Source organism: Streptomyces sp. NPDC008150 (genome assembly GCF_042956945.1).
Taxonomy (GTDB): domain Bacteria; phylum Actinomycetota; class Actinomycetes; order Streptomycetales; family Streptomycetaceae; genus Streptomyces.
In genome coordinates, this window is record NZ_JBIBHJ010000005.1 from 245881 (window position 1) to 270431 (window position 24551).

A 24551-nucleotide genomic window follows, 5' to 3' on the forward strand; every position below is an offset into this window, starting at 1 on the left:
GCGGAGATACCGGCGGCGGCCCGAGCCGCTATGTCGTCAGGCATGATCAGGCCGCACCGCCGGCAGCACTCCTGCGACGGAGTGCGTAGCACCCCGCGGCCGCCACACCGAGGACCGCGACGCCACCGGCCGTGACACCCGGCGAGGCAAGCCCGCCGCCACCGGTGTGCATACCGCCGTGAGGTCTGTCCTGCTCGTCCCACGAGTCGTTGTCACGCCCGGAGTCCCAGGGATCCTCGTCGTGGTCCCGGCCCGAGGAGTCCTTGTCCTTGTAGGTCTCCGGGTCGAACTTCTTGTCGTCCCTGGACGAGTCGTCCGCCTTGGCGGCCGTCAGCGCACCGCCACCGGTGTGCATGCCGCCGTTCGGCTTCTCGTGCCACGCGTCGGTGTCGTGGTCGCCGTCGTGGTCGTGCTCCTTGTTGTAGGAAGAGGAAGAGTCGCCGCCGTCCCAGTCGCCCGACGTGACGGCGTGGGCTCCGGGCGCGGCGAGCGCGAGAGTGGCGGCGGCCGTCGTGGCGGCGAGGAATATGCGGACAGATCGCATCGTGGGCGTCCTTTCGTCGTCACCGGGCGACTGGCCTCTGCCAGACTTGGACCCGCTCCGACGTGACCCACCGTCAACCTGATACGTGGCGTCCACCACTTGAGCCGTCGGTCCGGTGCGCTCCCGGACGACCCCGACAGCCACGTTCTCTCGCGCGCGGATCTCGACCACATCGCCGATGACCTGCGGCTTCATCCGCTTCCCGAGAGCTCGGCACGGGTGCGCGGCGCCTTCGTACTTGACTCGATCGGCGGCAACACGTCTGCCCCGCTCCGGGCGTGGCGCGTCGCCGCCGGTTCGCCCTCGGTCCCGGACCGTCCGCCGGCCGCGGTCACCGCGAACGCGGCGCGGGCCACGGCGGCGGCAGCCCCCGCGGGTGGCCGCCACTCCCACCCGCGAGTCCCGTCCCACACGGACGGCCGCCCGCCCCTGGATCGGCCCGGGAAGCTCGGCCGCACCTGCCGCCGCGGGTTGTTCCCGGCTTCGCTCCGGACGTGGTGGTTATTACAGCGCTCCGGCCGGGGTGTTGTGGACAGGGCCCACGTTGCCCGTCCGTGCTGTCACTGTTCCTGGGGGCGAGGGGAATGCCGTCGGCGTCCCGCTTCCGCCGAGGGATCGGTGAGGGTCCAGCTCGTGAGGAGGTCCAGAGCCCGTTTCGACGGCGACCCTGCCTCCGCCGTGTAGATGAACAGGGTCGTCTCCGGGTCGCCGGGCAGAGTGAGGGTCTCGTAGGCGACGGTGAGTTCGCCGACGAGGGGATGGCGCAAGCTCTTGGAGCCGTGGGTGCGCCGGTGGACGCGGTGCTGCTCCCACCAATGGTCGAACTCGCGGCTGCACGCACGCAGTTCTTCGACGAGAGCGATGGTGGCCGGGTCGTCGGGATCGCGGCCGACCTCGAACCGCAGACTCTCGACGGCGGCCCGCGCCTGGTCCTCCCAGTCCACGAACAGGTTCCGGGCGTCGTCGAGGAACATCCAGCGCGCATAGTTGCGGTTCCGTGCGGGAAGCTGCTCGAAGTCGCCGAACAGTGCCTTGGCCATCCGGTTGGCGGCGAGGATGTCGGTGCGGCGTCCCAGGACGAGGGCGGGCTCGCCGTCGAGAGCGTCCAGCAGCTGGTACAGGCCGGGACGGACACGCTGGACACCGCGGGGGCGCCGGGCCGGTGCCGCGCTCACCCCGATGAGGTCCCGCAGATGTGCTCGTCCCGCGGCGTCGAGCCCGAGAGCGTGGCCGAGGGCCTCGACGACGGCGGGTGAGGGAGAGATGGGCCGGCCCTGTTCGAGACGGGTGTAGTAGTCGGCCGACACCCCCGCCAGGAAGGCGACTTCCTCCCGGCGCAGACCCGGCACACGGCGCACCCGGCCGTCCGGCGGGAGCCCCGCTCGCGAAGGGTCGCCCTGGCTCCGAGCGCGCTTGAGGAAGTCAGCCAGTTCACGGTTGGTGTTGCCCATACAAGCAGTGTCGCCCGTGCGCGGCGCTTCCCGGCTGGCCCTCCGAGTCCCAGGTTGCCCGGTCCCCGGTCCCACAGGGCGCGATATGCGCGTCCGCGGCCGTTTCCGGCGGGCCACGCTGGATGTACACCGCCCCCGAGGAACGCTCGGGTGGCCCGGCACCCGTGAAGGACGAACATGACCTTTCCGACCGACCGACCCGCGATCTGGTTCGTGACCGGCACCTCCCGCGGACTGGGACTTGAACTGGTCAGGCAACTTCTGGAGCGCGGTGACCGCGTCGCGGCGACGACGCGATCCACCGACCGACTGCTCACGGCGCTCGGCGACGGCGTCGACACAACGCGCTTCAGCCCACTGACCGTCGACCTGCGCAACGAGGGCCAGGTGAAACAGGCCGTGCGGGAGACCACCGAGCGGTTCGGCGGCCTGGACGTCGTCGTCAACAACGCGGGCTACGGATTCCTGGCCGCGGTGGAGGAGACCGGCGACCGCGAGGTCCGCGACATGCTCGACGTCCAGGTCGTCGGCGTGTGGAACGTGCTGCGTGCCGCGCTGCCCGTCCTGCGCGAGCAGCGTGGCGGCCACGTGGTGAACGTGTCGTCGGTTCTGGGACTGACCGCCGTCCCGGGCTGGGCACTTTATTGCGCGGGCAAGTTCGCACTTGAGGGCCTGAGCGAGGCTCTGGCGGCCGAGGTGGCGGACTTCGGTGTCGACGTGACCATCGTCGAACCGGGTTACTTCCGCACCGACTTCCTCACCCAGGATTCGCTCGTGCTGCCCGCCGGCATCACGGAACACTACCCCGCTGTCCGTGACATGGTCGGCGACCATCTCAAGCTCCAGGGAGGCCAGCTCGGCGACCCGGTCCTGGGCGCCGCCTCGATCATCGACCGGGTCGTGTCGGGAGGGGGGCCGCTGCGCCAGCTGCTCGGCTCGGACTCCCACGCCTATGCGACCGCCAAGGTACAGGCTCTGCTGACGAACCTGGACGCCACCGCGGACACCGCGCCTGTCACCGACTTCCCCGCCGCGGTCTGACACCAGCGGGGACGCCGTTCGTCCGGGGCGCGGGAAGCCGGTCGCGCCCGTGCGGCTGTGAACGGCTTCTCCGGCCCCGGCGGAACGGGACTTGTGGCCCCGACGACTTGATCGGGAGGAACTGCTCCGCCGCTCGCCGCGGACCCGGAACACGCCAACCAACCACCCGGTATTGGGTCGAGGCACATCCTCAGTCGCACACCGTTCCTTTGTGGATTCCTGGTCGGCGGCCGAGGGCGGTCGGCCGAGCGAGGATGTGAGGCCGGCGAGGATGTGAGGCCTGTGGATGTGAGGCCTGTGCCCTCGTGATCATTCGACCGCGATGATGAGCTTGCCGCCCTTGGGCGTGCCGTTGCGTTCGAGCTCGGTGAGCGCCGCGATCGCTCCCGACAGCGGCACCGCGCGGGCGACCGGCACCCGCAGCTCGCCGCGACCGGCGGCGCGGGCGACCTCCGCGAGGTCCTCCGTGACGGGCCTGGCGATCAAGACGTGGTACGGGCCCGGCAATGCGCTCTTCGCGATGTTCACGGGGGTGGGGTGGATGCCGACGATGCGCCCGCCCGGCTTGAGCATCCTCTTCGCCGCGTCGGCCGGGAGCGTACCGGCAGTGTCGACGACGAGGTCGAATCGGCCGACGAGTGCCGTCGGGTCGAAGTCGAATCCGACGATCGGGTCGAGGCCGAGGTCGCGCGCGTCCTGCGTGGCGGTGGCGCGGCAGCTGCCTCCCACCGAGGCGCCGTGCGCCAGCGCGATCTGGGCGGCGGCTCGGCCGACTCCCCCGAGGCAGCCGTTGACGAAGACCGATTGTCCGGGCCGCAGTTCGCCCTTCTTGACCACGGCCTGGAGTGCGGTGAGGCCGACAGTCGGGATGGCGGCGGCTTCCTCGAAGGAGAGTTCCGCGGGTTTGCGCACCAGCCCCTTCTCCGCTGCCAGGACCATCTCGGCGAAAGCCCCCGACGCTTTGATCGACGCCCCGCCGAGCACTTCGTCGCCGACGGTGAACCGAGTGACTCCCTCGCCCACCGCTTCGACCACGCCCGCGAAGTCGTGCCCCAGCGCGCGTGGGAACTTCCGCCCGGTCACCATCTTCATGGCGCCGCTGCGGATGCCCCAGTCCATCGGATTGGCCGCGGCGGCCCGCACGCGGACCAGAACCTCGCCGGGAGAAGGAGGCGTCGGTTCGAAGTCCTCCAGGCGCATGACTTCGGGTCCGCCGTACTGGTGGTACTGAATGCGCTTCATCGGTGCCTCCACGCGTGATGTCATCGAGTGACATCACGCTAGCACGTCGATGTCATCGAGTGACATCACCACGGGCGAAGCGGATTGTCACGAGGTGACATGACCTACACTCCCGGCATGGGACGGTGGAAGCCTGGGGCCGGCGACCGGCTGCGTGAGGCCGCGCTGTCGCTCTATCTCGAACGCGGCTTCGAGCAGACGATGGTGGCGGACATCGCCGAGCGGGCGGGCGTCACCGCGCGCACCTTCTTCCGGTACTTCGCCGACAAGCGCGAGGTCCTCTTCGCCGATTCCTCTGCCCTGGAGGAGGAGGCGCTGGCCGCTCTCGACGCGGCGCCGGCCACCACGTCGGCGCTGGACGGTGTCGCCGCCGTACTCGAAACCGTGGCGCAGATGGTGGGCGACGACCGCGAGCTCGCCCGGCAGCGGCAGACCGTCATCATGGCCAACGCCGATCTCCGCGAACGCGAGCTGATCAAGCTCACCTCTCTGTCGGCCGCCCTGGCCGACAGACTGCGACAGCGAGGCATCGACGACATCGAGGCCGGCCTGGCCGCCGAGACCGGCATCGCCGTGTTCCGCGTCGCCTTCTCGCGATGGGTCACCGCCACCGAGGATCTGGTCCTGCAAGACATCATGCGCGAGACGTTGGACCGACTGCGGGCCATGGCCGCCGGCGGCTGAACCGCATTCCGGCCCACCCGCACCCGTCAACGTCGAACAGCCACTCCTCGCCGGCTGGCCCTGAGCTCTGGAGCGCCGCTTCGTCCCTGACGGTGACCATCGTCAGCTGACCGCGCTGCGCCCGGCTCAGCTGGTGGTGGTGCCGTCGAACAGGCAGGTTCCGGAGCTTGAGCGGCCGGGCGTACGCCGCCGCGCCGTGGGACGGCGGAAGGGGCCGTGCCGTCCACGGCGGCGGCCTCGGCGCCCGCATCGTGACGGAGCAACTGTCCGCCTCGGTCGTGCGAGCCGCCGAGGCACGTCGGCCTGATCAAGGCCGAGGCCGCGGAGGGGCATGCCGCCGGAATCCAGACTGGCGTCCGGGCGCCGACCGTTGGCGTGGTCAGCTCGCGCGGCGCCGGCCGATGAAGCGGGCCCGCCGCGGCAGGATCAGCAGCAGCAGACTGTAGTACTGCAGCACCGGCACGGCGAGGGCGAGGGCGAACGCGACGACCACGGCGACGACATTGCTGTAACTGTCGGTGTACAGGAGCGCGGTCCTCCGGCGGGCCTCGTCGCCATCGTCCTCGACCATCCCCGGGTTGCTCTTCAGGATCTTCAACATGGCGAGCCGGCACACCATGCCGACCAGGAGCACCGCGTAGTAGAACGCCGCCACGAACCGGTCGCGGCCGAAGGCGCCGATCATCTCCGTGGGAAGTGGGAGAACGACGACCGACAGCAGCCACCCCATGTTCCACGCCGTCAGGGAGCGGGTGGCCGTCTTGACCGTCGAGAAGGTCCGGTGGTGCTCCTGCCAGATGTTCGCGATGACCGCGAAGCTGAGCAGGAAGCTCCACACCTGGTCGAGGTGACCGGTGATCACTTCGCTGGCGTTCTCGTGGGCGGACGCGATCTCGGGGACGAGGTCGGCCAGCGGCAGGATCAGCAGAGTGATGGAGATCGCGGTCACCGCGTCGGTGAACAGCACCAGCCGCTCCCCCGAGACACCCCCTTCGACCCTGTCCGGCGCGGAGCCCAACGGCTCTCCCGGACCGGCCGTCCGTCGCGTTCCGGTCTCATCGATGACGTCCTTGCCACCCATGCATGTACACCTCTCTCTTGTCGTGCCCGCCACGCCTGCCACCGTTGCCGGACCCTGCCGGTCATGGACGTTCCGCACGGCTGACGGGGGTTTTCGGATCATCAATTGGCTTGCCCAGGCCGTCTTTTGGTGTGTCTTCAAGGAGCCGGGCTCTCCGCTGTCGTCGCCCGCGCCGACGCTGCGAGGGCAGGCCCGAGCACCGCCGGGAGGACGGGTGCACTCATCGCGCAGGTCGACGATGAAACCGCTGCCGACGAGCCGCGCGTGCTCCCCCGGCCACCGTGGTGTCCGTCAGCTCGCGGCGGCTCCCCCGGTGGTAGCCGCCACCGTCTGCAAAAGCTGCGGTTCGAACAGGGTGCTGGGGTGACGCAGCATGTAGGAGACGTTGTTGAAGGCCCGCGACACATCCGCATCGACGAGGGCGGCGCCGGCGATCTGCTGCACGATTCGGCGCTGCTGCCGCACTTCTTCCGGCACCTCGGTGCCGTTCTCCGCGTCGATGCGGGCGGCGTCACCTCCCGCGGACACGGCCCAGGCCGCGTCGACGACCACCTGCTGGAGACGGAAGAACTCCGTGGCCGCCTTGTCGAGGTCACTGGAGCTGTCCAGGTAGGAGGCCAAGCAGGAGGCGTGCAGCGCGGCGGAACTCATGCCCTGGCCGTAGACCGGGTTGAAGGAGGCCACGGCGTCCCCCGTGCTGACCAGGCGCGCCGGCAGGTGGCCCGCCTCGGTGAAGTGACGTCGTCTGCTGTCCGCTTGGCGGTAGGTCACCACGTCGCGGGTGACGTCACCACTGGTGATGTCACTGAAGATCGCGGGCAGCGCGGCGCAGTGCGCGCGGAACTCGTCGATCGTCCTGCCGGGCCGGTTGTCGCCGTAGCCCATGAGCATGACGAGCCACTGCTGTCCTTCGATCGCGGTCGCCGCCGCGACGGACACTCCGCCCGACGGATACTGCGGCGTGAACAGTTGCAGTACGGTCGCCACGTCCAACTCCGGGAACTTCAAAGCGCGTTCGAACAGCGCTGTCGCGTAGTTGACCGGGGATTCCAGCCGTTCGAGCCGGGGCTCGTCGTAACCGTCCTGCCCGAGCCAGTGCGACAGCCGGCTGGAACGTCCCATCGCGTCCACGACGAAGTCCGCCGCGAGGCTCCGCTCCGCCCGCTTCCCCTGATCTCCGTCCCCGGGCACGGTGAAGCGCACGCCGGCGACGGCATCGTCGGCGTAGAGCAACCCGGTCGCCTGCGCCCGCAGGACCGAGACGTTGGGCAGGGCGGTGACGCGGGCCCGGACGAGACTCTCCAGCAAAGGACGCCCGACCGCGAGGAACTGGTGGTCCACGCCGTCCGGCGCCTGCCGGACGTGGTCGTAGCCGACGAATTGCTTGTCGGGGCCGACGAGCGACGCGCCCCGGTCCTGCGCTTCCTGCGAGACACCGGGAAGCCACCGCTCGATCCACAGCCGACCGGCCGGCAGCAGCGTGTGCACCTGCCGGCCCTGGGGCGCCCCGGAGCGCGACTCGGCCTGCGCCGATGTGTCGTCGGGCTCGACGATGACGACCTTGCGCGCGCGGTCGGAGAGCACCCGTGCCGCGAGGAGCCCCGCGATGCTCCCGCCCATCACGCACGCCGTGTCGAACAGAACGGGTACCTCGTGCGGCGGCTCAGCGCCCACCAGGCTCTCGAAGAGAGCCACCACGGATTCGGACACTTAATTACTCCAGTGAGTGAGACAGACCTGGACAGGCGGATCGACGTCCAGCCGGTCGGAACCAGGACCCCGAAGGTCCGGCGAAACCTGCTCACCCGGGAGGGAGGACCCGCTCGTGCCGGGAAGCGAAGGAGACGCGCCGATCATGATGACCGGCCCCGGACGCCGGTGCCTTGTACCCGTCGGCCTCGCGCGTTGTACTTCCCTGCCGCCCGGGGCCGCACGGTGATCCTGGGCCGGGCGGTGGCCGGCCGGAGGAGTAGCTTGATCCGGATGAGCACCGAAGTCAGCCCGTCTCCGTGGCGGATCGGAGACCCTTCCACGCCCATGGTCGACGTCACCGTGCCGTACGCGCACGAGGATCGAAACCGTGTGCTGCTCAGAGAGTGGCGGCGTCAGGGGGGTGAGTCGGTGCCGGCTCCGCCCATGCGGCTGCCACGGCACAGCGAAGGGACGTACCGCGCCCGCATCTGGAAGCAGGACCTGCTCGACCTCTTCCTCGAGGACCAGTACAGCGACGCGATAGCGGGGGGCACAGGAGGGCCCGGCGGGCACCTTGAGGACCGGATCGTGACAAGTGTGACGCTGAGCGGTGAGTGGCGCTTCGCCACGAAGGGGCGGCAGGCCACGGCGGCGGCCGGCATGCTGTGCGTTCGACGGAACGAGGGCCTCTGGGACTTCGAGGTCGCCCGGGGCACACGGGCGATCACCCTGGTCCTCCCCGCGAGCGAGATCCGCTTCCCGAAGAACACGCGGGCAGTCCTCGCAGAACAGGTGTCGCCCGCAGCGGCCCTGCTGCTCGCCCACCTCCGTCTCTGGGCGGAACTGGCGGACGGCCTCGGAGCCGCCGCGGCCGGGTCCGCCCGCAACGCGACCCTGGAGCTGTTCAGGGGACTGATGAACGACCAGGTCATCGACGACGCGGAGTTCGCACCCGCGCTCCGCCGAGCGGCAATGGACCACATCGAGGCCCGGCTGCTCGTCGACCCCGACCTCGACCCCCAGGGGATCGCAGCGGCCCTGAACGTGTCCGTCCGCACCCTCTACCGCGCGTTCGGCCAAGAGGGCACGTCGTCCGTCATGGGCCACGTGCGCGAACGCCGACTCGAACGCGCCAGGGCGGAGTTGCTCTCAACACGCCTCACCGTGTCCGAGATCGCCGCCCGCTGGCACTTCGCCGACAGCAGCCACTTCATCAAGGCGTACAAGAAGCGATTCGCCGAGACTCCCTCCGCGGACCGGCGGCCCGCGGAGGGTGTCTGATCCACCCGGCGCCCCTGGCGCTACCAGGTATTACGCCCGGAGGTTCCCTCGGCAGTCGCACCGGAGACGGGATCATCCCCATGGTTGCGGGGAAAGGCCGCGCACGGCACTCAGGCACGACCGTCCCCGCGTGCGCGGAGTGGACGCCGCCGTGCGCGTCGGGGGTCAGAACCAGGACGGGCCGGTGTTGACGTAGGGCGCCTCCAGCGTGGCTGCTTCCTCGTCTGTCAGACGCAGGCCAAGGGCGTCGGCGGCCTGCCGGAGGTGGTGGGGCTTGGTTGCGCCGACGATGGGGGCGGAGACGAGCGGGTTGCGCAGGACCCAGGCGAGGGCGACTTGGGCCATGGTCACGCCGCGGGCTTCGGCGAGCTGCTGAACGGCGTCGATGACTGGCTCGTCGTGCGGGTTGTCGAATGCCTGGACGACGTGGTCGGTGGTGGAGCGGGTGCTCTGCTCGCCGGCGGGACGTGCGAGGCGGCCCTTGCCGTTCGGGGAGTACGGAACGAGTCCCACGCCCATGTCGGCGCACATCGCCATCAGTTCGGGTTCGTCCTGGCGGCGCAGGAGGCTGTACTGGTTCTGCATGGACACGAAGCGGGTCCAGCCGCCGAGGTCGGCGGCGTGCTGGAGTTTGGCGAACTGCCAGGCGTACATGGAGGAGGCGCCGATGTAGCGGACCTTCCCGGCCCTGACGATGTCGTGGAGGGCTTCCATCGTCTCGTCGACCGGTGTGTCGTCGTCGTAGCGGTGGATCTGGTAGAGGTCGATGTAGTCGGTGCCCAGGCGCGTCAGAGAGGCGTCGACCTGTTCGAGGATCGCCTTGCGGGACAGGCCCTCGCCACCGGGGCCGTCGTGCATCCTGCCTCGGACCTTGGTGGCGAGGACGATGTCCTCGCGTCGGGAGTACTCGCGGACGGCGCGCCCGGTGATCTCTTCGGAGGTGCCGGCCTGGTAGACGTTGGCGGTGTCCCAGAAGGTGATCCCCAGTTCGACGGCCTGGCGGAAGAACGGGGCCGCCTTGTCCTCGGTCAGCGCCCACGGATGGGCACCGGGCACGGTGGGGTCGCCGTAGCTCATGCATCCCAGGGCGAGGCGGCTGACCCTCAGGCCGGTGCTGCCGAGGCGAACGTGGTCCATGGCTGGTTCTTCCTTTCGTGTGCTTCCGTCCGCGCGGTTCAGTGGTGCTCGCCGGCGCCGGCGCCGCGGGTCTCGGCGTGTTCCTGGATGAGGGCGCCGAGGGCCTCGGGGCCGTTGGGGGTGCGGTCGCGCTGGGCGGCGCCGAAGGCGCCGTAGGGGTAGGGGGCCGGGTTCGGGTCGCTGGCGGTGTCGAGTGCTGCGACGGAATCCGGGCTCAGGTGCAGGTCGGCGGCGAGGAGGTTGCCGGCGAGTTGCTGCACGGTGCGGGCGCCGACGATGGCGGAGATGACGCCGGGGCGGTTGACGACCCAGCTGAGGGCGGCCTGCGCCGGGGTGACGCCGTTGTCCTGGGCGACCCGGCGGAGGGCGTCGACGGCGTCCCAGGTGCGGTCGGAGTGCTCGTAGTTGGAGGACGTGTACCGGTAGAGGGCATGGTCCTGTCCGGCCCGGGTGTCGGAGGGACGCCGGGCGTCGCGCCGGTACTTTCCGGTGAGGAAGCCGCTGGCCAAGGGGGACCAGGCCAGGATGCCGAGGTGGTTGTGGAGGGCGGCGGCTGCCATCTCCCATTCGGTTTGGCGGGTGGCCAGGTTGTACTGGGCCTGGAGGGTCACCGGGACCGGGTAGTCGTGCGCGCGTGCGGTGGAGACCGCGAGCTGGAGCTGCCAGCCGGTGAAGTTGGACAGGCCGACGTAGCGGATCTTCCCCGCGCGGACGGCCGCGTCGAGGAAGGACAGGGTCTCCTCGATCGGCGTCAGGGGGTCCCATGCGTGGAGCTGGTAGAGGTCGATGGTGTCGACGCCCAGCCTGCGCAGGGAGGTGGTCAGTGCCCGGTCCAGATGGCGGCGGGAGGTTCCGGCCTCGTTGGGGTCGTTGCCGGTGCGGGTGCGGCCCTTGGTGGCGATGACGGCGCGGTCGGTGACCTCGCGCGGGCGGGCGGCGAGCCACTTGCCGACGGTCTCCTCGGCGCCGCCGCCGTTGTAGACGTCGGCGGTGTCGAGCAGATTGCCGCCGGCATCGAGGAAGGCGTCCATCTGTGCGAACGCCTCCTCCTCAGGCGTCTCCGGCGTGCCGAAGTTCATCGTGCCCAGAGCGAGGTTGGACACCAGGGTTCCGCTGGTGCCGAGGCGGCGGTACTCCATGGGATTGCTCCTTCGAGGTCCCCGGGCCGGTGTGCGGCGGCTCGGGGTGTTGCGGGGGTGGTCAGTGGGCGGTGTAGCCGCCGTCGACGGGCAGGGCGACGCCGATGACGAAACCGGCGGCGGGGCTGCACAGCCACAGGGCCGCGGCGGCGACTTCCTCGGCCCGGCCGAGGCGGCCGACGGGCTGCTGCTTCATGATGTCGGCCATGGCTTCGGCCTGGCCTTCGAGCATGCCGGCGACCATGGGGGTGTCGATCACGCCGGGACACACCGCGTTGATGCGGATGCCCTGGGGCGCGTACTCCACCGCGGCGCTCTTCGTCAGGCCTATCACGCCGTGCTTGGAGGCGTGGTAGGCGGCGCGTTCGGGCAGGCCGACCAGGCCGCCGAGGGAGGAGCAGTTGACGATGGCGCCGGAGCCCTGGGTGCGCATCTGCCGCAGTTCGTGCTTCTGAGCGGCCCACACGCCGCGCAGGTTGACGGCGTTGACGCGGTCGAACTCCTCGGCACTCTCGTCGGCGGCATCGGACGGCGGGGCCTGGACACCGGCGTTGTTGAACGCCATGTCCAGGCGGCCGAAGGCTTCCACCGCGCGGTCGACCGCTGCGGCGGCGTGGGCCTCGTCGGTGACGTCGCAGACGACACCGAGGGCCTGGTGGCCCGCGTCGGTCAGTTGCTCGGCCGCGCGCTCGACGGCGTCCTGGTCGAGGTCGGCCAGGACGACGGCGGCGCCGGCCTGGGCGAATGCCCGTGCGGCGGCCAGGCCCATGCCGGAGGCCGCGCCGGTGACCAGGGCGACCTGGCCTTCGAAGTCGTACTGCGGATTCACGGGGGGGGTCCAATCTCCGGGCCGGTGCGACGACCGGCCGGGTGTTTGCGGGCAGGCGTGCGTCAGGCGGGTCAGGGGCGCAGCAGGCTCTTGACGGCGCGGCGCTCGTCCATGGCCTTGTAGCCCTCGGCGGCCTGCTCCAGGGGGAGTTCCAGGTCGAAGACCTTGCCCGGGTTGATGCGGCCGGTAAGGACGCGCTGGACGAGGTCGGGGAGGAAGGCGCGGACGGGGGCGGGTCCGCCGCGCAGGGCGACGTGGGAGAAGAACAGTCCCTGGCCGTCGATCTGCACGCCGTGCGGGACGCCGACGAAGCCGACGTTGCCGCCGGGACGGGTGGCGTGCAGGGCCTGCTGCACGGAGTCGGGGTTGCCCACGCACTCCAGGACGGCGTCGGCACCGATGCCCCCGGTCAGCTCCTTGACCCGGGCGACGCCCTCCTCGCCGCGTTCGGCGACGATGTCGGTGGCGCCGAACTCGACCGCGAGCTTCTGGCGGCTCTCGTAGCGGGACATGGCGATGATCCGCGTCGCGCCGAGTTCCCTGGCGGCGATGACCGCGCACAGGCCGACCGCGCCGTCCCCGACCACCACGGCGGTGTCCCCGGGGCCCACCTGGGCGGCGACGGCGGCGTACCAGCCGGTGCCCATGACGTCGGAGCAGGCCAGCAGGCTGGGAATGTGCTCCGCTGCGGCGCTTTCGGGGACGGGGACGAGGGTGCCGTCGGCGAGGGGCACGCGGACGTACTCGGCCTGGGCACCGCCGACGAACTCGCGGTGCAGGCAGTTGGTCTGGTACCCGTTTCGGCAGTTGGGGCAGGTGTTGTCGGAGGCGAAGAACGAGCCGACCACCAGCTGGCCGGGCCTGATCCCGGTCACGTCGCTGCCGGTCTCTTCGACGACGCCGACGTACTCGTGGCCGCCGGGTGTGGGCTCGGCGATCTCGTTGATGCCGCGGTAGTCCCACAGGTCGGAGCCGCACACACAGGTCGCGACGGTGCGGATCACGGCGTCGGTGGGCTGCTGGAGAGCGGGCTCGGGCCGGTCTTCGACCCGGACGTCACGGGGTGCGTACAGGACAGTTGCGCGCATGATTCTTTCCGTGTTCGAGGAAGGGGCCGCGGACGCGGAGCAGCGGCTCCGCACTCGGGGGTCAGGAGCTGCGGGTCGGGTGGCGGGGGCCGGTGTACTCGGCGTCGCTGACGTGCTCCAGCCAGTCGACGTCGTCGCCCTCCCACAGCGCGACGTGCGCCATGAAGCGGTCCGGGGCGGCGCCGTGCCAGTGCTCCTCACCAGCGGGGGTGAAGATCACGTCCCCGGGGCGGGCTTCGACGAGGTCGCCGCCGCGGGACTGGATCAGGGCGATGCCCTCCACGATGTAGAGGGTCTGGCCCAGACCGTGGGAGTGCCAGGCGGTGCGGGCGCCGGGCGCGAAGCGCACCATGTTCGCCCGCGCGCGTGAGGGGTCCTCGCCGCGGTGGATCACATCGGCCCACGCATCGCCGCTGAACATCTCCGGCGGCAGCTTCGCCGTCGCCGGCGGTTGGATGATCTCCATGATCGTCTCTCCTTGCACACGTCTGGTGGCGCTCACCTCACGCAGCGGAGGCGAGCAGGCTGGGGCAGGTCAGGAGCCGTCGGCGAGGAGCCGCCGGGCGACCGTGAGGGCGGACATGGCCTTGGGCCATCCGGAGTAGAAAGCCAGGTGCGTGACCGTCGCGACCAGCTCCTTGTCGCTCAGTCCGTTCTCCCTGGCCTTGCCGAGGTGAAAGGCGAGCTGCTCGCTGCTGCCGCTGGTGATCAGACTGGCAACGGTCACGAGGCTGCGGTCCCGCGGAGACAGGTCCGGGTCCTCCCACACCTGGCCGAACAGCACGTCCTCGCTGTATCCGGCCAGCGCCGGGGCGATGTCCCCGAACTGCCGACGGGGTCCTTCAGACTGCTTGTCCTCCGGCATCACCGGCTCCTTTCCGCGTGGATGCCCGCACGTCCCCCGGGCGGCGGGGGCGGGCATCTGCTTCCCTTCCGCCCTGCGCTCACCCGGGGGACCTGCGCAACGGCGGACGGCCATCAACTGGCCTGATACCGATGAAACGGCAGGTCGCAGACGCGCGGAAGGACCCATCGATACGTGTACCGGCAGTACACCCCTCGCGGCCCGGGACCGTCGTAACCTCGAAAACATGGACAACCGCAGCGAGGTCCGCGAGTTCCTCACCAGCCGCCGCGCCAAGATCACCCCCCAGCAGGCCGGCCTGCCCGCCGCAGGGCACCGCCGGGTCAAGGGGCTGCGCCGTGAGGAAGTCGCGATGCTCGCCGGCGTCAGCGCCGAGTACTACGCCCGCATGGAACGCGGCAACCTCTCCGGCACCTCCGAAGCCGTCCTGGACTCCCTCGCCCGCGCCCTGCAGCTCGACGAGTCCGAGCGCGCCCACCTCGTCGACCTGGCCCGCACGGCCAGCACCACCCGCCGCCCCGCACGTCGCCGCACCGCCCAGCCCATCCGGCCCGGCCTGCAGCAGCTGCTCGACGCGATGACCGACGCGCCGGCCTTCATCCGCAACGGCCGCCTCGACGTCCTCGCCACCAACCGCCTCGGCGAAGCCCTGTACCGGCCGCTGTTCCAGGACCCCGCCAGGCCGGTGAACATGGCCCGCTACCAGTTCCTCAACCCGAACGCCGACCAGTACATGACCGAACTCGACGCTCAACGCGCCTCCGCCGCGGCCCTGTTGCGCACCGAAGCAGGACGGGACCCCTACAACCGCGAACTGAGCGACCTGATCGGGGAGTTGTCCACCCGCAGCGAAGCCTTCCGAACCCTGTGGGCCGCGCACAACGTGCGCCTGCACCACACCGGCGTCAAACGCTTCCACCACCCCGCCGTCGGAGACCTCACCCTTGCCTTCGAAGCCCTGCCCATCCCCACCGACCCCGGCCTCACCCTCACCGCCCTGAGCGCCGAACCCGGCACCCCCGCCCACGACGCACTCAGGCTCCTCGCCACCTGGTACGCCACCCTCGACAAGGACGAACCCGACGCTTCCTCGCCCAACAGCACCGAGCGGTACTCCTGACCGACCCTGCTCCGCCCCCGGTGTCGCCGCCCGGCGCCCCGGCCACGACTCCCCCTGCGGACAGTCACCCGGGCCTGACCTGCGCATCTCGGCGAACCGACGCCTGAGCCTTCCGGGAAGCCGAGTGATGATGTCCGAGGCTGTGGCGCGCCCCCCTCGCACGCACCACAGCCTCAGAACCACCCGGCCCGGGATGACTCGTCGAATTTCCGCGTCCGGCCCGGCTGTGTCTCCCGTGCACCGTCCGGCCTCCACGGAGACGTCGACACCCATCGCCGTATCGGCAGCATAGCCCTTCCGGACACCCAAAGGAACACACACGTCTTTTAGAGATTGGGGAATCCGTTGCCTCAACTCCGTACGCCCGAGCAACAGTTGATGGATCGTCAGTGACGGCCAACGCCGACGGCGGCCGGGCCTTCACCCATGGACACACTCCCTCTCCGCAGCACCGCGGGGCGCACACGGATCACCCGCCGGCTCGCCTCGGCAGACTCAGCCGGCCCGCTCCCCGTTAACCTGCTGAGGTGACGACAACGCGGCGCAAGCTTCCTCGGGGCAGGAACGCCCTGCCGGTCGACGAGGTGGAGTCGCTCCAGCGGGAGCGCCTGTACGCGGCGCTCGCGAAGGTACTGTCCGAGCGCGGGTACGCAGCCACGACCGTCGAGGACGTCATCCGGCAGGCGGGCGTCTCCCGTCAGACCTTCTACCGCTACTTCGATTCCAAGGCAGACTGCTTCGTGGCGGCCTACCAGGCCGCGGGGGAAGACCTGTTGGCGCAGGTCCTCAAGCAACTCTCCGCCCCGCAGGACGAAGCCGCCGACACCTCGGACGGCGCGGACGACGATCCGAGGCTCCGCTTCGAGCGTCTCGTCGACGCCTACCTGCGCACCCTGGCCGCCAACTGGCACACAGCACGCCTGTGCCTGGTGGAAGCGTTCGCGGCGGGCCCGGACGTGCTCCCCACGCGGGCTCCGCTGTACGACACGGTCGTGGACCTGGTCGCGGAGACGCTCGGCGCGGCGGGTACGGAGGCTCGGCTCGTCTGCCGGATGATCCTCGCCGCCACCACGGCGCTCGCCACTTCAGCGGTGGCCGACAACGACCCCCGGCAACTGGACTCCGCGGGAGCGGAGTTGAACGCCTATGTGCGCAAGCTCTGGGACGCGGGCCTCCTCGAACCACACGAGTAGGGACGCCCAACCCGCCGAGGGGGCCCGATGACGGGACTACTGCTGAACCGTGCCGTCGAGCGCATCAGCGACCTTGGGAGCGAGACGCTTGCTGTCGGCGTGCGCGGCAGGGGTGGTGGTGGGCAGGCTGACCGCCCAGGTGCCGCCGGTGACCGCCACACCGCCGAAGCTCTTCGACAGGGGGATCCACGCCTTGAGCGTCTCGGGGTTGGGGAAAATGTTGATCCCGGCGTCGCCAGCCGCCTTGGCACGATCCGTGACGGTGAAGTCGTACGCGGTGCCGCCGACCTCCGCGATGTAGGCCGAGTCGGTGTCCTTCTGCGGCTCGGACACCGTGAACCCGGCGGCGGCAAGCGCGTCGGCGACGTCTTGCGCGCTGGTGTAGTGACCTTCGGCGGCCTTGCCAGATGCGGCACTTGCGGCCTTGGGCGAGGTGTCCTTGTCGTCGTCGCCGCCGCTGGAGCAGGCAGCGAGTGTGAGTGCGCCGGTCGCGAGGACGGCGGCGATGGTGCGGGTGCGCATGATTCTCCCTCGTGATGTTGCGGTCGGGGAGGATCATCGCGGGCGATGTGGTCCGGGATGGGCACTTTGGAGGTTCTGTGACACCCCCGTAGATCGCGCCGACGAGACCGCAAACGGATTCGACACCGCCGTCCGCCTTTGTCACCACGTCTGCGCTCAAGCGGCGGTCAAACCGCGACGCGGCCTCCGTCAGCGGGCAGAACGGCCCCGTAGATGAAGCTGGCCTCGTCGGAGGCGAGGAAGCAGACGGCCGCGGCGATCTCGTCGGGATCCGCGCCTCGGCGTGCCGGCACGGTTGCGGCCAGGGCGTCGAACATCTCCCCCATCGCGGCGCTCGCCGGGGTGCGAGTCGGCCCCGGGGCCACGACATTGACGCGTACGCCCCGCGGGCCGTACTCGGCAGTCCAGGACTTGGTCAGGGCCTCGACCGCCGCCTTGGAGGCTCCGTAGGCGGCCAGGCCACTCATGCCGACGGTCGCCGCCATCGTCGAGATGCTGATGATGGCACCGCCGCCCCGGGCGGCCATCCGCGGCGCGATTGCCGCGGTCAGATAGAAGGGTGCCTTGACGTTGACGTCGAAGACCAGGTCGAAGTCCTCCTGCGCGGTCTGCTCGGTGGGGCCGCCCGGGAAGACGCCGGCGTTGTTCACGAGCACGTCGACATCCGCCGCGGCCTCGGCCAGGCGCCGCACGTCGTCGAAGTTCGCGAGATCGGCGGCGACGAACCGGGCCCTGCCACCCTGTGCCTCGATCTCGGCGACGACCTCGTCACCGCGTCGCTTGTCGCGACCGGTCACGATCACGTGGGCGCCGCGGCATGCCAGTTTCATTGCCACGGCGCGGCCGATGCCCGAGGTGCCGCCCGTCACGAGCGCGGTCTTTCCTTGAAGTGCCATGGTCCTGTTTCCTTCTTCTCTCGGTGTGTCGTCTACGCGAACGCGGCGGCGTGGTCGGCGGCGAACTGCTCGAACGAGCGCGCGGGGCGGCCCAGCAGGGTCGGCACGTCCTGGGTGGTCCAGTCGGCGTCACCCTCCGCGATCATGCTGAACGCCTGGGCGTTCATGTGGGCGATCTGCTCGGGAACCCCGGCGCGGATCATCGCGTCCCTGTTGTCCTCGAAGCTCAGTTCCCGGTAGGTGATGGTCCGGCCCAGCAGCCTGGAGAGCACGGCGGCCACCTCGTCGTTGGAGATCGCCCGCGGGCCGGTGAGCCAGTAGGTGTTACCGGCGTGCCCAGCGGGCGCGGCGGCGATCGTGGCGGCCACCGCCGCCACGTCCCGGGCATCGACCATGCCTGTGCGCCCCTTGCCGGCCGCGGAGCCGAAGCCGCTGGTCCTGGCGATCGCGGGCGCCAGTGCAAGGACGTTCTGCATGTAGGCGTTCGAACGCAGCAGGGTGTGGGGCACCCCGCCGGCGGCCAGCCCGGCCTCGATCTCGCTCTGCCCGCGCCGCCGGGCGATCGGCGAGTCGGGTGCGGCCTTGCTGGTGACCTTGACGATGTGCCCGACCCCGGCCCGCGCTGCGGCGGCGACGACGTTCAGTTCCTGAGCGGGCACTGCGGGGCTGACCAGCACCACCGCCGTGACCCCCCGCCATCGCCGCGTCGATGCTCGCCGGTACCGCCAGGTCGCCGACCACGACGTGCGCGCCCGCATCCGCCGGCGCCTTGGCCTTCGCCGGGTCACGGACCAGCACCCTGACCGGCGTCTGCTGCTGCGTGAGTACGCGCACCGCTTCGGAGCCGACCTTCCCGGCCGTGGTGATAAGGATCATGGGGTCCTCCTTCCGCCCATCAGAATTGGGTTACGAAACCCACTCTTTGGCATTCTGGCTGGGTTGTCAAACCCAGAAAATGTTAGGGTCGGACTCATGAGCACTGATGCGCGCAACCGGCCGAAGCTGACCGCCAAGGGAGCGCGCACCCGGGCCCGGATCGTGGACGCTGCCGCCCGGCTGATCCACGAACGGGGCGTCGCCGGCACGACACTCGACGACGTGCGGACCGCGGCAGAGGTCAGCGGATCACAGCTGTCCCACTACTTCGCCGACAAGGACGAACTCGTCCAGGCGGTCATCGACCGCCAGGCGGAGACCATCGTGGGCAACCAACGACAGGCCGACCTCGGCAGCGTCGAAGGACTCGCGGGGTGGCGGGACATGGTGATCGCCCAGGTGCGGAGCGCCGAAGCCAGGGGAGGCTGCCCCCTCGGATCGCTCGGCGGCCAACTCGCCGAGGCCGACCCCGAGGCCCGCACCCTGATCGCCGCAGGATTCGACCAGTGGTCAGCCGCCATCGGCGACGGCCTGCGAACCCTTCACGCCGCCGGTCACCTCGACAGCGAGATCGACCCCGACGACCTCGCTGTCACTCTCCTCGCCGTACTGCAAGGCGGGCTGCTTCTCGCACAGGTCCACCGCGACCCCCGTGCCCTGGAGACCGCACTCGACACCCTCATCGCCCTCGCCTCCAGGGGGTCTGGCGCATGATCGGGTGACATCTCAACCGCCTTGCCCTGTACGGCAGGTGGGAAGGATGTCCGCTGCGCCCAAGCCCTGTCCCCAGGAGGTCCGCGAGGACGTCGTGCGGGTCGCGGCGACCGAGGACCGGACGTCACCGTCGAGCAGGTGGCCGCCGAATTCGGCGCCCATCGGCGTCCGTTCAGCCCAGGAAGCTCAGCCGCACCTGCCGCCGCGGGTTGTCCCCGTTGGTGTCCACCAGGCACACCGACTGCCAAGTCCCCAGTTCCAGGCGGCCGTTGATCACCGGCAAGGTGGCGTGCGGCGGGACGATCGCCGGGAGGACGTGGTCGCGGCCGTGGCCGGGGCTGCCGTGGCGGTGCTGCCAGCGGTCGTCGGCGGGGAGGAGGGTGTGCAGGGCGGTCAGGAGGTCGTGGTCGCTTCCGGCGCCCGTCTCGATGAGGGCGACTCCGGCCGTCGCGTGCGGGACGAAGATGTTGAGGAGGCCGTCGCGGCCCGCCGCCGTCTCGCGCAGGAAGGTCTCGCAGTCGCCGGTGAGGTCGACGACGGTCTCCTCGGAGCCGGAGGCCACGTTCAGGACACGGGTGGTGAAGGCATCAGACATGGTTCCATCCTGGCGCACGCGGCCGGAAGCGCCGGGAAGATCCGCGCCGCCTCCGTCGTTGCCGCGAGGGTGAGCGACAACGGTGCGGGTGGCGGCGGTGCGGTGCGTGAGGTCGAGAGCGTCGTCGTCGGCGCCGGGCAGGCCGGCCTGTCCGGGGCCTATCACCTGCGGCGGGCCGGATTCGAACCGGAGCAGGACTTCGTCGTGCTCGACCACGCGCCGCAGCCGGGCGGTGCCTGGCAGTACCGCTGGCCGTCGCTGACGTACGGCAAGGTGCACGGGATGCACTCGCTGCCCGGCATGGAGCTCACCGGCGCCGACGCGGCACGTCCGTCGTCCGAGGTCGTCGGTGAGTACTTCGCCGCCTACGAACGCGCCTTCGACCTGCGGGTACGACGCCCCGTGGACGTGCGGACGGTGCGTGAGGGCACGGGTGGGCGGCTGCTCGTGGAGACGTCGGACGGGGCGTGGTCCACCCGGACGCTCCTCAACGCGACGGGCACCTGGGACCGGCCGTTCTGGCCGCGCTACCCCGGCCAGGAGCTGTTCCGGGGACGGCAGTTGCACACCGCCCAGTACGCCGGGCCCGAGGAGTTCGCCGGGCTGCGCGTGGTCGTGGTGGGCGGCGGGGCCTCCGGTACGCAGCATCTGCTGGAACTCGCCCCGTACGCCGCCGCCACGACCTGGGTGACCCGGCGCCCGCCCGTCTTCCGCGAGGGGCCGTTCGACGAGAACGCCGGCCGGGCCGCGGTCGCGCTCGTCGAGGAACGCGTACGCCTGGGGCTGCCGCCGTCGAGCGTCGTCTCGGTGACGGGACTGCCGCTGAACGACGCCGTGCGCAAGGGCATCGAGGACGGCGTGCTCGCCCGGCAGCCCATGTTCGACCGCGTCGTGCCGGACGGTGTCGCCTGGGCCGACGGGCGCGAGGTACGGGCCGACGTGATCCTGTGGGCCACCGGATTCCGCCCCGCGGTCGACCACCTGGCGCCCCTGCACCTGCGTGAGCCCGGCGGCGGCATCAGGATCGACGGCACCCGGGCGGCCGCGGACCCGAGGATCCATCTGGTCGGCTACGGCCCCTCGGCGAGCACGGTCGGCGCCAACCGGGCCGGCCGTGCGGCGGTGCGGGACATCGTGCGGCTGCTGGCGGCGGCACCGACCGCTGCCGCCTGACGGGCCGATCGCGGGTCGGGACGGCCCGGCACGGGAGGGGCCCACGGCCGTTCGTCACTTCGGCGACGGCGACGCGCTCTTCTTCTGCTCCGCGTTGAACTCCGCGACGTTGCGCAGGTGTTGCTGGTAGTCCGCGGTGAAGCGGGTGTCGCCCGGCTTCACCGTGACGAAGTACAGCCAGTCGCCCGGTGTCGGGCTGATCGCCGCGCGCATCGCCTGTTCGCCCGGGTTGTCGATGGGGGTGGGAGGCAGCCCCATCCGCTGGTAGGAGTTGTACGGGCTCTGCGTGCGGGTGTCCTTGGCGGTGGTGTGCAGGGTGGACCGGTTGAGCGCGTAGTTGATCGTCGAGTCCATCTGGAGCGGCATGCCGCGCTCCAGCCGGTTGAAGACGACCCGGGCCACCTTCCCCATGTCCGCCTTGGTCGCCGCCTCCGCCTGGACGATGCTGGCGATGGTCACCGCCTGGTAGACGTTCATGGCGTTGCGCTGGGCGCCCGCCGCGACCGGGGCGCCGTTGAAACGGCGGTTCGCCGTGTCGACCATCGACGACAGCAGCGACTGCGGGGACGCCTTCGGACCGAGGGGGTAGGTCGCCGGGAAGAGGTACCCCTCGGGGTTGCCCTCCGCGTCGTTCGGCAGCTTGAGGTGGGCCAGCGCCAGCGACTTCTTGGTGGTGCCGGCGGGACGGGCCAGTGCCTTGTCGACGGCCGCGTAGATCTGGGCGGCGCGCCAGCCCTCGGGGACCACGAGCGAGGTGGGCCGTGTGTCCCCGTGCTTCGCCAGGCTCAGCAGGGGCACCGCCACGGCGGTACCGGCCACGACGGCTCCGGTCGCGATGAGGGCGAAGCGGCCCCGGCGCGTCAGTCGAATCGTGCTCCGTGGCGGAGTGTTCATCTGCATGCGGGCACGGTAACCCGCACACGGTGACAAACCTGGCATATCGTCATCTTGTTGGCTCCAGTTGGGCGTCCCGTCGCACCAGCTCCGCGTACCGCCCCTCCTGCTCCAACAGCTCCTCGTGCGTGCCGCGTTCGACGACGTTGCCCGAGTCCAGGACCACGATCTGGTCCGCACCCCGAACGGTGGACAGCCGGTGGGCGATGGTCAGCGTCGTGCGGTTGGCCGACAGTGCGTCGATCGCCTCCTGGACCGCGTGCTCCGTGCGGGTGTCCAGCGCGCTGGTCGCCTCGTCGAGGATCAGGACGGGCGGGTCGCGCAGGATGGTGCGCGCGATGGCGAGGCGCTGCTTCTCGCCGCCGGAGAACCGGTGGCCCCGCTCACCGACGACGGTGTCGTACCCGTCGGGCAGCGACGCGATGTGGTCGTGGATCTGGGCGGCCCGCGCCGCCGCGTACAGCTCCTCGTCGGTGGCGTCCGGCTTGGCGAAGCGCAGGTTGTCGGCGACCGAGGCGTGGAACAGGTACGTCTCCTGCGACACGACGCCCACCGCTCGGGCGAGGGTGTCGAAGTCCAGGTCGCGCACGTCGACGCCGTCGAGGGTGACGCGTCCGCCGGTCACGTCGTACAGCCGCGGCACCAGGTAGCCCAGCGTGGACTTGCCGGCGCCGGTCGGACCGACGACCGCCAGGCTGTGGCCCGCGGGAACGGTGATGTCGATGCCGTCGAGCACGGGGGCGCTCTTGCCGTCGTAGCGGAACTCGACGCCTTCCAGGCGGACTTCGCCCGCGATCCGGTCGAGGTGCACCGGGTGGTCGCGCTCGGTGATGTCGATGGGCAGGTCGAGGTACTCGAAGATCCGCTGGAACAGCGCGAGCGAGGTCTGGATCTGGACACCGGTCGACAGCAGCTGGACGGCCGGACGGAACAGCCCCTGCTGGAGCGAGACGAAGGCGACGATCGTGCCGATCGAGACGTCGGGGCCGCCGGCTGCCAGCGTGGCGCCCGCCGTCCAGTAGATGACCGCGGGCATGGCGGCCATGACGATCGTGATGACGGCCATGCGCCAACGGCCCGCCATGTTCGACCTGACCTCCAGGTCGACCAGTTCCTCGGACTCGTCCGAGAACGACTGCGCGAGCGAGTCGGCGCGGCCCATGGTGCGGCCGAGCAGGATGCCGCTGACGGACAGCGACTCGGTGACCGTCGCGGCCATCGCGGCCATCTGCTTCTGCCGCTGCGTGGTGATCTTCTTGCGCTCGTTGCCGACCCGTCGGCTGATCCACACGAACACCGGCAGCAGGACCAGCGAGACCACGGTGAGCCGCCAGTCCAGGGCGACCATGGCGACGAGCGTGGCGACCACGCTGGTGAGGTTGGAGACCAGCGAGGTCGCGGTCGAGGTGACCGTCGCCTGCATCCCGCCGATGTCGTTGGCGATACGGGACTGGACCTCGCCCGTGCGGGTGCGGGTGAAGAAGGCGAGCGACATGCGTTGCAGCCGGCTGTAGACGGCGGTGCGCAGGTCGTGCATGACGCGCTGGCCGACGGTCGTCGAGATGAGGGTCTGCAGGACGCCGAAGACGCTGGTCAGTACGGCGCTGAGGATCATGCCGAGGGCGAGCAGGCTCAGCAGCCCGACCCGGCCGTCGGGTATGGCGACGTCGAGGACCTCGCGCAGCAGGAACGGCGAGGCGACGGAGACCAGCGACGAGGCGCCGACCAGCAGGCCGACGACCGCGAGGCGGCCGCGGTAGGGACGGAAGAGGCTCAGGATGCGGCGCACCTGTCGGGGCTGACCCTCGGGGTCGCCCGGCGACGGTGTCCAGGCAGTTTCACGGTCGGGACGCAATGGACTCCTACGGATGAAGGGTGTGGGACGGCGCCGGGGCGCCGGGGTGCCGAGCACGTCCGGCGGTGGGCGCGGGCCCGCCCCCGGTGGGACGATCGGAGCATAGCTCATTGTTACCTATACTCACAATGAACACGGTCCTGATATTGTTCCCGCATGACCACCCCGGACCGCGACGGCGCGCTCGCCGAGCAGTTGCTGCACCTCACCCGGCGGGTGCACCGCATCCAGAAGCACCACCTGGAGCAGCGCGAACTGGGCATCACCCCCGCGCAGTCCCGCCTGCTGCGCACCCTCGCGCACTTCGGGTCGCCGCCCCGCATGGCCGACGTCGCCGACCACCTCGAAGTGGTGCCCCGCGCGGTGACGAGCCTCGTCGACGGGCTGGAGGCGCACGGCAAGGTGCGCCGGGTGCCGGACCCGACCAACCGCCGGGTCATCCGGATCGAGCTGACCGACGCGGGACGGGAGGCGCTGAAGAGCCTGCGCGGCGCGCGCCGGTCCGCCGCCGAGGAGATCCTCGCCCCGCTCTCGGACGACCAGCGCGCGGCACTCGGCGGGCTCCTCGACACGCTGCTCGAAGGCACGGACACCGCCGGGCATCACTCGCACCGCTGAGCCTGGGCGGGGCACGGTAGG

Annotated in this window: 25 protein-coding genes and 1 pseudogene; 8 read left to right on the forward strand and 18 right to left on the reverse strand. The window is 70.7% G+C overall.

Annotated features, from left to right (window positions below):
- Positions 1-46 precede the first annotated feature (46 nt).
- Positions 47-544 carry a hypothetical protein gene (locus tag ACFZA0_RS15200; protein ID WP_391015948.1) on the reverse strand — a complete coding sequence of 166 codons (498 nt, stop codon included), beginning with the start codon at positions 542-544 and terminating at the stop codon, positions 47-49.
- Positions 545-1104: 560 nt separating this feature from the next.
- Entirely contained in the window at positions 1105-1995 is an 891-nt protein-coding gene (locus ACFZA0_RS15205; RefSeq protein ID WP_391015951.1) for a helix-turn-helix domain-containing protein, read from the reverse strand.
- A 177-nt stretch (positions 1996-2172) separates the two neighbouring features.
- On the opposite strand from ACFZA0_RS15205, the gene ACFZA0_RS15210 reads away from it, so the two are divergent.
- Complete coding sequence (locus ACFZA0_RS15210) at positions 2173-3036, forward strand: SDR family NAD(P)-dependent oxidoreductase (RefSeq protein WP_391015954.1); 864 nt, start codon at positions 2173-2175, stop codon at positions 3034-3036.
- Between the two features lie 309 nt (positions 3037-3345).
- On the opposite strand, the gene ACFZA0_RS15215 is transcribed toward ACFZA0_RS15210, so the two are convergent.
- Positions 3346-4278: an alcohol dehydrogenase catalytic domain-containing protein gene (locus ACFZA0_RS15215; RefSeq protein WP_391015957.1), complete on the reverse strand. Its 933-nt coding sequence runs from the start codon at positions 4276-4278 to the stop codon at positions 3346-3348.
- A gap of 117 nt (positions 4279-4395) precedes the next feature.
- On the opposite strand from ACFZA0_RS15215, the gene ACFZA0_RS15220 reads away from it, so the two are divergent.
- Positions 4396-4962, forward strand: a complete 567-nt coding sequence (locus ACFZA0_RS15220) for a TetR family transcriptional regulator (RefSeq protein ID WP_391016551.1) — start codon at positions 4396-4398, stop codon at positions 4960-4962.
- A gap of 379 nt (positions 4963-5341) precedes the next feature.
- On the opposite strand, the gene ACFZA0_RS15225 is transcribed toward ACFZA0_RS15220, so the two are convergent.
- Together ACFZA0_RS15225 and ACFZA0_RS15230 are read right to left on the reverse strand one after the other, a co-directional pair.
- Positions 5342-6043 carry a TMEM175 family protein gene (locus ACFZA0_RS15225; RefSeq protein WP_391015959.1) on the reverse strand — a complete coding sequence of 234 codons (702 nt, stop codon included), beginning with the start codon at positions 6041-6043 and terminating at the stop codon, positions 5342-5344.
- A gap of 291 nt (positions 6044-6334) precedes the next feature.
- A complete protein-coding gene (locus ACFZA0_RS15230) occupies positions 6335-7753 on the reverse strand; it encodes an FAD-dependent monooxygenase (protein WP_391015961.1) in 1419 nt (472 codons plus the stop codon).
- 273 nt (positions 7754-8026) lie between these two features.
- Here ACFZA0_RS15230 and ACFZA0_RS15235 point away from each other — a divergent pair, with 273 nt between their 5' ends.
- On the forward strand, positions 8027-9016 hold the full coding sequence (locus ACFZA0_RS15235; protein WP_391015964.1) for a helix-turn-helix domain-containing protein: 990 nt from the start codon (positions 8027-8029) through the stop codon (positions 9014-9016).
- A gap of 165 nt (positions 9017-9181) precedes the next feature.
- Here the strand turns inward: ACFZA0_RS15235 and ACFZA0_RS15240 are convergent, their stop codons facing one another.
- From ACFZA0_RS15240 to ACFZA0_RS15265, 6 genes are all read right to left on the reverse strand, one after another.
- On the reverse strand, positions 9182-10153 hold the full coding sequence (locus tag ACFZA0_RS15240) for an aldo/keto reductase (RefSeq protein ID WP_391015967.1): 972 nt from the start codon (positions 10151-10153) through the stop codon (positions 9182-9184).
- A gap of 38 nt (positions 10154-10191) precedes the next feature.
- Positions 10192-11292 (reverse strand): aldo/keto reductase, encoded by a 1101-nt coding sequence (locus ACFZA0_RS15245; RefSeq protein WP_391015969.1) that lies wholly within the window; start codon positions 11290-11292, stop codon positions 10192-10194.
- Positions 11293-11353: 61 nt separating this feature from the next.
- Positions 11354-12121 carry a glucose 1-dehydrogenase gene (locus ACFZA0_RS15250; RefSeq protein WP_391015972.1) on the reverse strand — a complete coding sequence of 256 codons (768 nt, stop codon included), beginning with the start codon at positions 12119-12121 and terminating at the stop codon, positions 11354-11356.
- Positions 12122-12192: 71 nt separating this feature from the next.
- A complete protein-coding gene (locus ACFZA0_RS15255) occupies positions 12193-13209 on the reverse strand; it encodes a zinc-binding dehydrogenase (RefSeq protein WP_391015974.1) in 1017 nt (338 codons plus the stop codon).
- A 61-nt stretch (positions 13210-13270) separates the two neighbouring features.
- Entirely contained in the window at positions 13271-13675 is a 405-nt protein-coding gene (locus tag ACFZA0_RS15260; protein ID WP_391015977.1) for a cupin domain-containing protein, read from the reverse strand.
- Between the two features lie 69 nt (positions 13676-13744).
- Positions 13745-14074 carry a carboxymuconolactone decarboxylase family protein gene (locus ACFZA0_RS15265; RefSeq protein ID WP_391015980.1) on the reverse strand — a complete coding sequence of 110 codons (330 nt, stop codon included), beginning with the start codon at positions 14072-14074 and terminating at the stop codon, positions 13745-13747.
- 226 nt (positions 14075-14300) lie between these two features.
- Between ACFZA0_RS15265 and ACFZA0_RS15270 the strand changes: the two genes are divergently transcribed.
- Together ACFZA0_RS15270 and ACFZA0_RS15275 are read left to right on the forward strand one after the other, a co-directional pair.
- Positions 14301-15194, forward strand: a complete 894-nt coding sequence (locus ACFZA0_RS15270; RefSeq protein ID WP_391015983.1) for a helix-turn-helix domain-containing protein — start codon at positions 14301-14303, stop codon at positions 15192-15194.
- Positions 15195-15721: 527 nt separating this feature from the next.
- A complete protein-coding gene (locus ACFZA0_RS15275) occupies positions 15722-16387 on the forward strand; it encodes a TetR family transcriptional regulator (protein ID WP_391015986.1) in 666 nt (221 codons plus the stop codon).
- Positions 16388-16423: 36 nt separating this feature from the next.
- Here the strand turns inward: ACFZA0_RS15275 and ACFZA0_RS15280 are convergent, their stop codons facing one another.
- The 4 genes and pseudogenes from ACFZA0_RS15280 to ACFZA0_RS15295 all read right to left on the reverse strand — a co-directional run.
- Positions 16424-16909, reverse strand: coding sequence for a hypothetical protein (locus tag ACFZA0_RS15280; RefSeq protein WP_391015988.1), 486 nt, complete (start codon positions 16907-16909; stop codon positions 16424-16426).
- Positions 16910-17076: 167 nt separating this feature from the next.
- Positions 17077-17805, reverse strand: a complete 729-nt coding sequence (locus ACFZA0_RS15285; protein ID WP_391015991.1) for a glucose 1-dehydrogenase — start codon at positions 17803-17805, stop codon at positions 17077-17079.
- A gap of 32 nt (positions 17806-17837) precedes the next feature.
- On the reverse strand, positions 17838-18464 hold the full coding sequence (locus tag ACFZA0_RS15290) for an NmrA family NAD(P)-binding protein (RefSeq protein WP_391015993.1): 627 nt from the start codon (positions 18462-18464) through the stop codon (positions 17838-17840).
- 88 nt (positions 18465-18552) lie between these two features.
- Positions 18553-18681, reverse strand: a pseudogene (locus tag ACFZA0_RS15295) (hypothetical protein); the annotation flags it as partial.
- A gap of 96 nt (positions 18682-18777) precedes the next feature.
- On the opposite strand from ACFZA0_RS15295, the gene ACFZA0_RS15300 reads away from it, so the two are divergent.
- The gene (locus ACFZA0_RS15300; RefSeq protein ID WP_391015996.1) at positions 18778-19395 is read left to right on the forward strand and encodes a TetR family transcriptional regulator C-terminal domain-containing protein; all 618 of its coding nucleotides are present in this window, start codon (positions 18778-18780) and stop codon (positions 19393-19395) included.
- 172 nt (positions 19396-19567) lie between these two features.
- Here the strand turns inward: ACFZA0_RS15300 and ACFZA0_RS15305 are convergent, their stop codons facing one another.
- On the reverse strand, positions 19568-19990 hold the full coding sequence (locus ACFZA0_RS15305) for a secondary thiamine-phosphate synthase enzyme YjbQ (protein WP_391015998.1): 423 nt from the start codon (positions 19988-19990) through the stop codon (positions 19568-19570).
- 102 nt (positions 19991-20092) lie between these two features.
- Between ACFZA0_RS15305 and ACFZA0_RS15310 the strand changes: the two genes are divergently transcribed.
- Positions 20093-21163, forward strand: a complete 1071-nt coding sequence (locus ACFZA0_RS15310) for an NAD(P)-binding domain-containing protein (RefSeq protein ID WP_391016554.1) — start codon at positions 20093-20095, stop codon at positions 21161-21163.
- Between the two features lie 54 nt (positions 21164-21217).
- Here the strand turns inward: ACFZA0_RS15310 and mltG are convergent, their stop codons facing one another.
- Both mltG and ACFZA0_RS15320 read right to left on the reverse strand, forming a co-directional pair.
- On the reverse strand, positions 21218-22063 hold the full coding sequence (gene mltG / locus ACFZA0_RS15315) for an endolytic transglycosylase MltG (protein WP_391016001.1): 846 nt from the start codon (positions 22061-22063) through the stop codon (positions 21218-21220).
- A 43-nt stretch (positions 22064-22106) separates the two neighbouring features.
- Positions 22107-23912 carry an ABC transporter transmembrane domain-containing protein gene (locus tag ACFZA0_RS15320; protein WP_391016004.1) on the reverse strand — a complete coding sequence of 602 codons (1806 nt, stop codon included), beginning with the start codon at positions 23910-23912 and terminating at the stop codon, positions 22107-22109.
- A 156-nt stretch (positions 23913-24068) separates the two neighbouring features.
- On the opposite strand from ACFZA0_RS15320, the gene ACFZA0_RS15325 reads away from it, so the two are divergent.
- Positions 24069-24530: a MarR family transcriptional regulator gene (locus ACFZA0_RS15325; RefSeq protein WP_391016006.1), complete on the forward strand. Its 462-nt coding sequence runs from the start codon at positions 24069-24071 to the stop codon at positions 24528-24530.
- Positions 24531-24551: the final 21 nt, after the last annotated feature.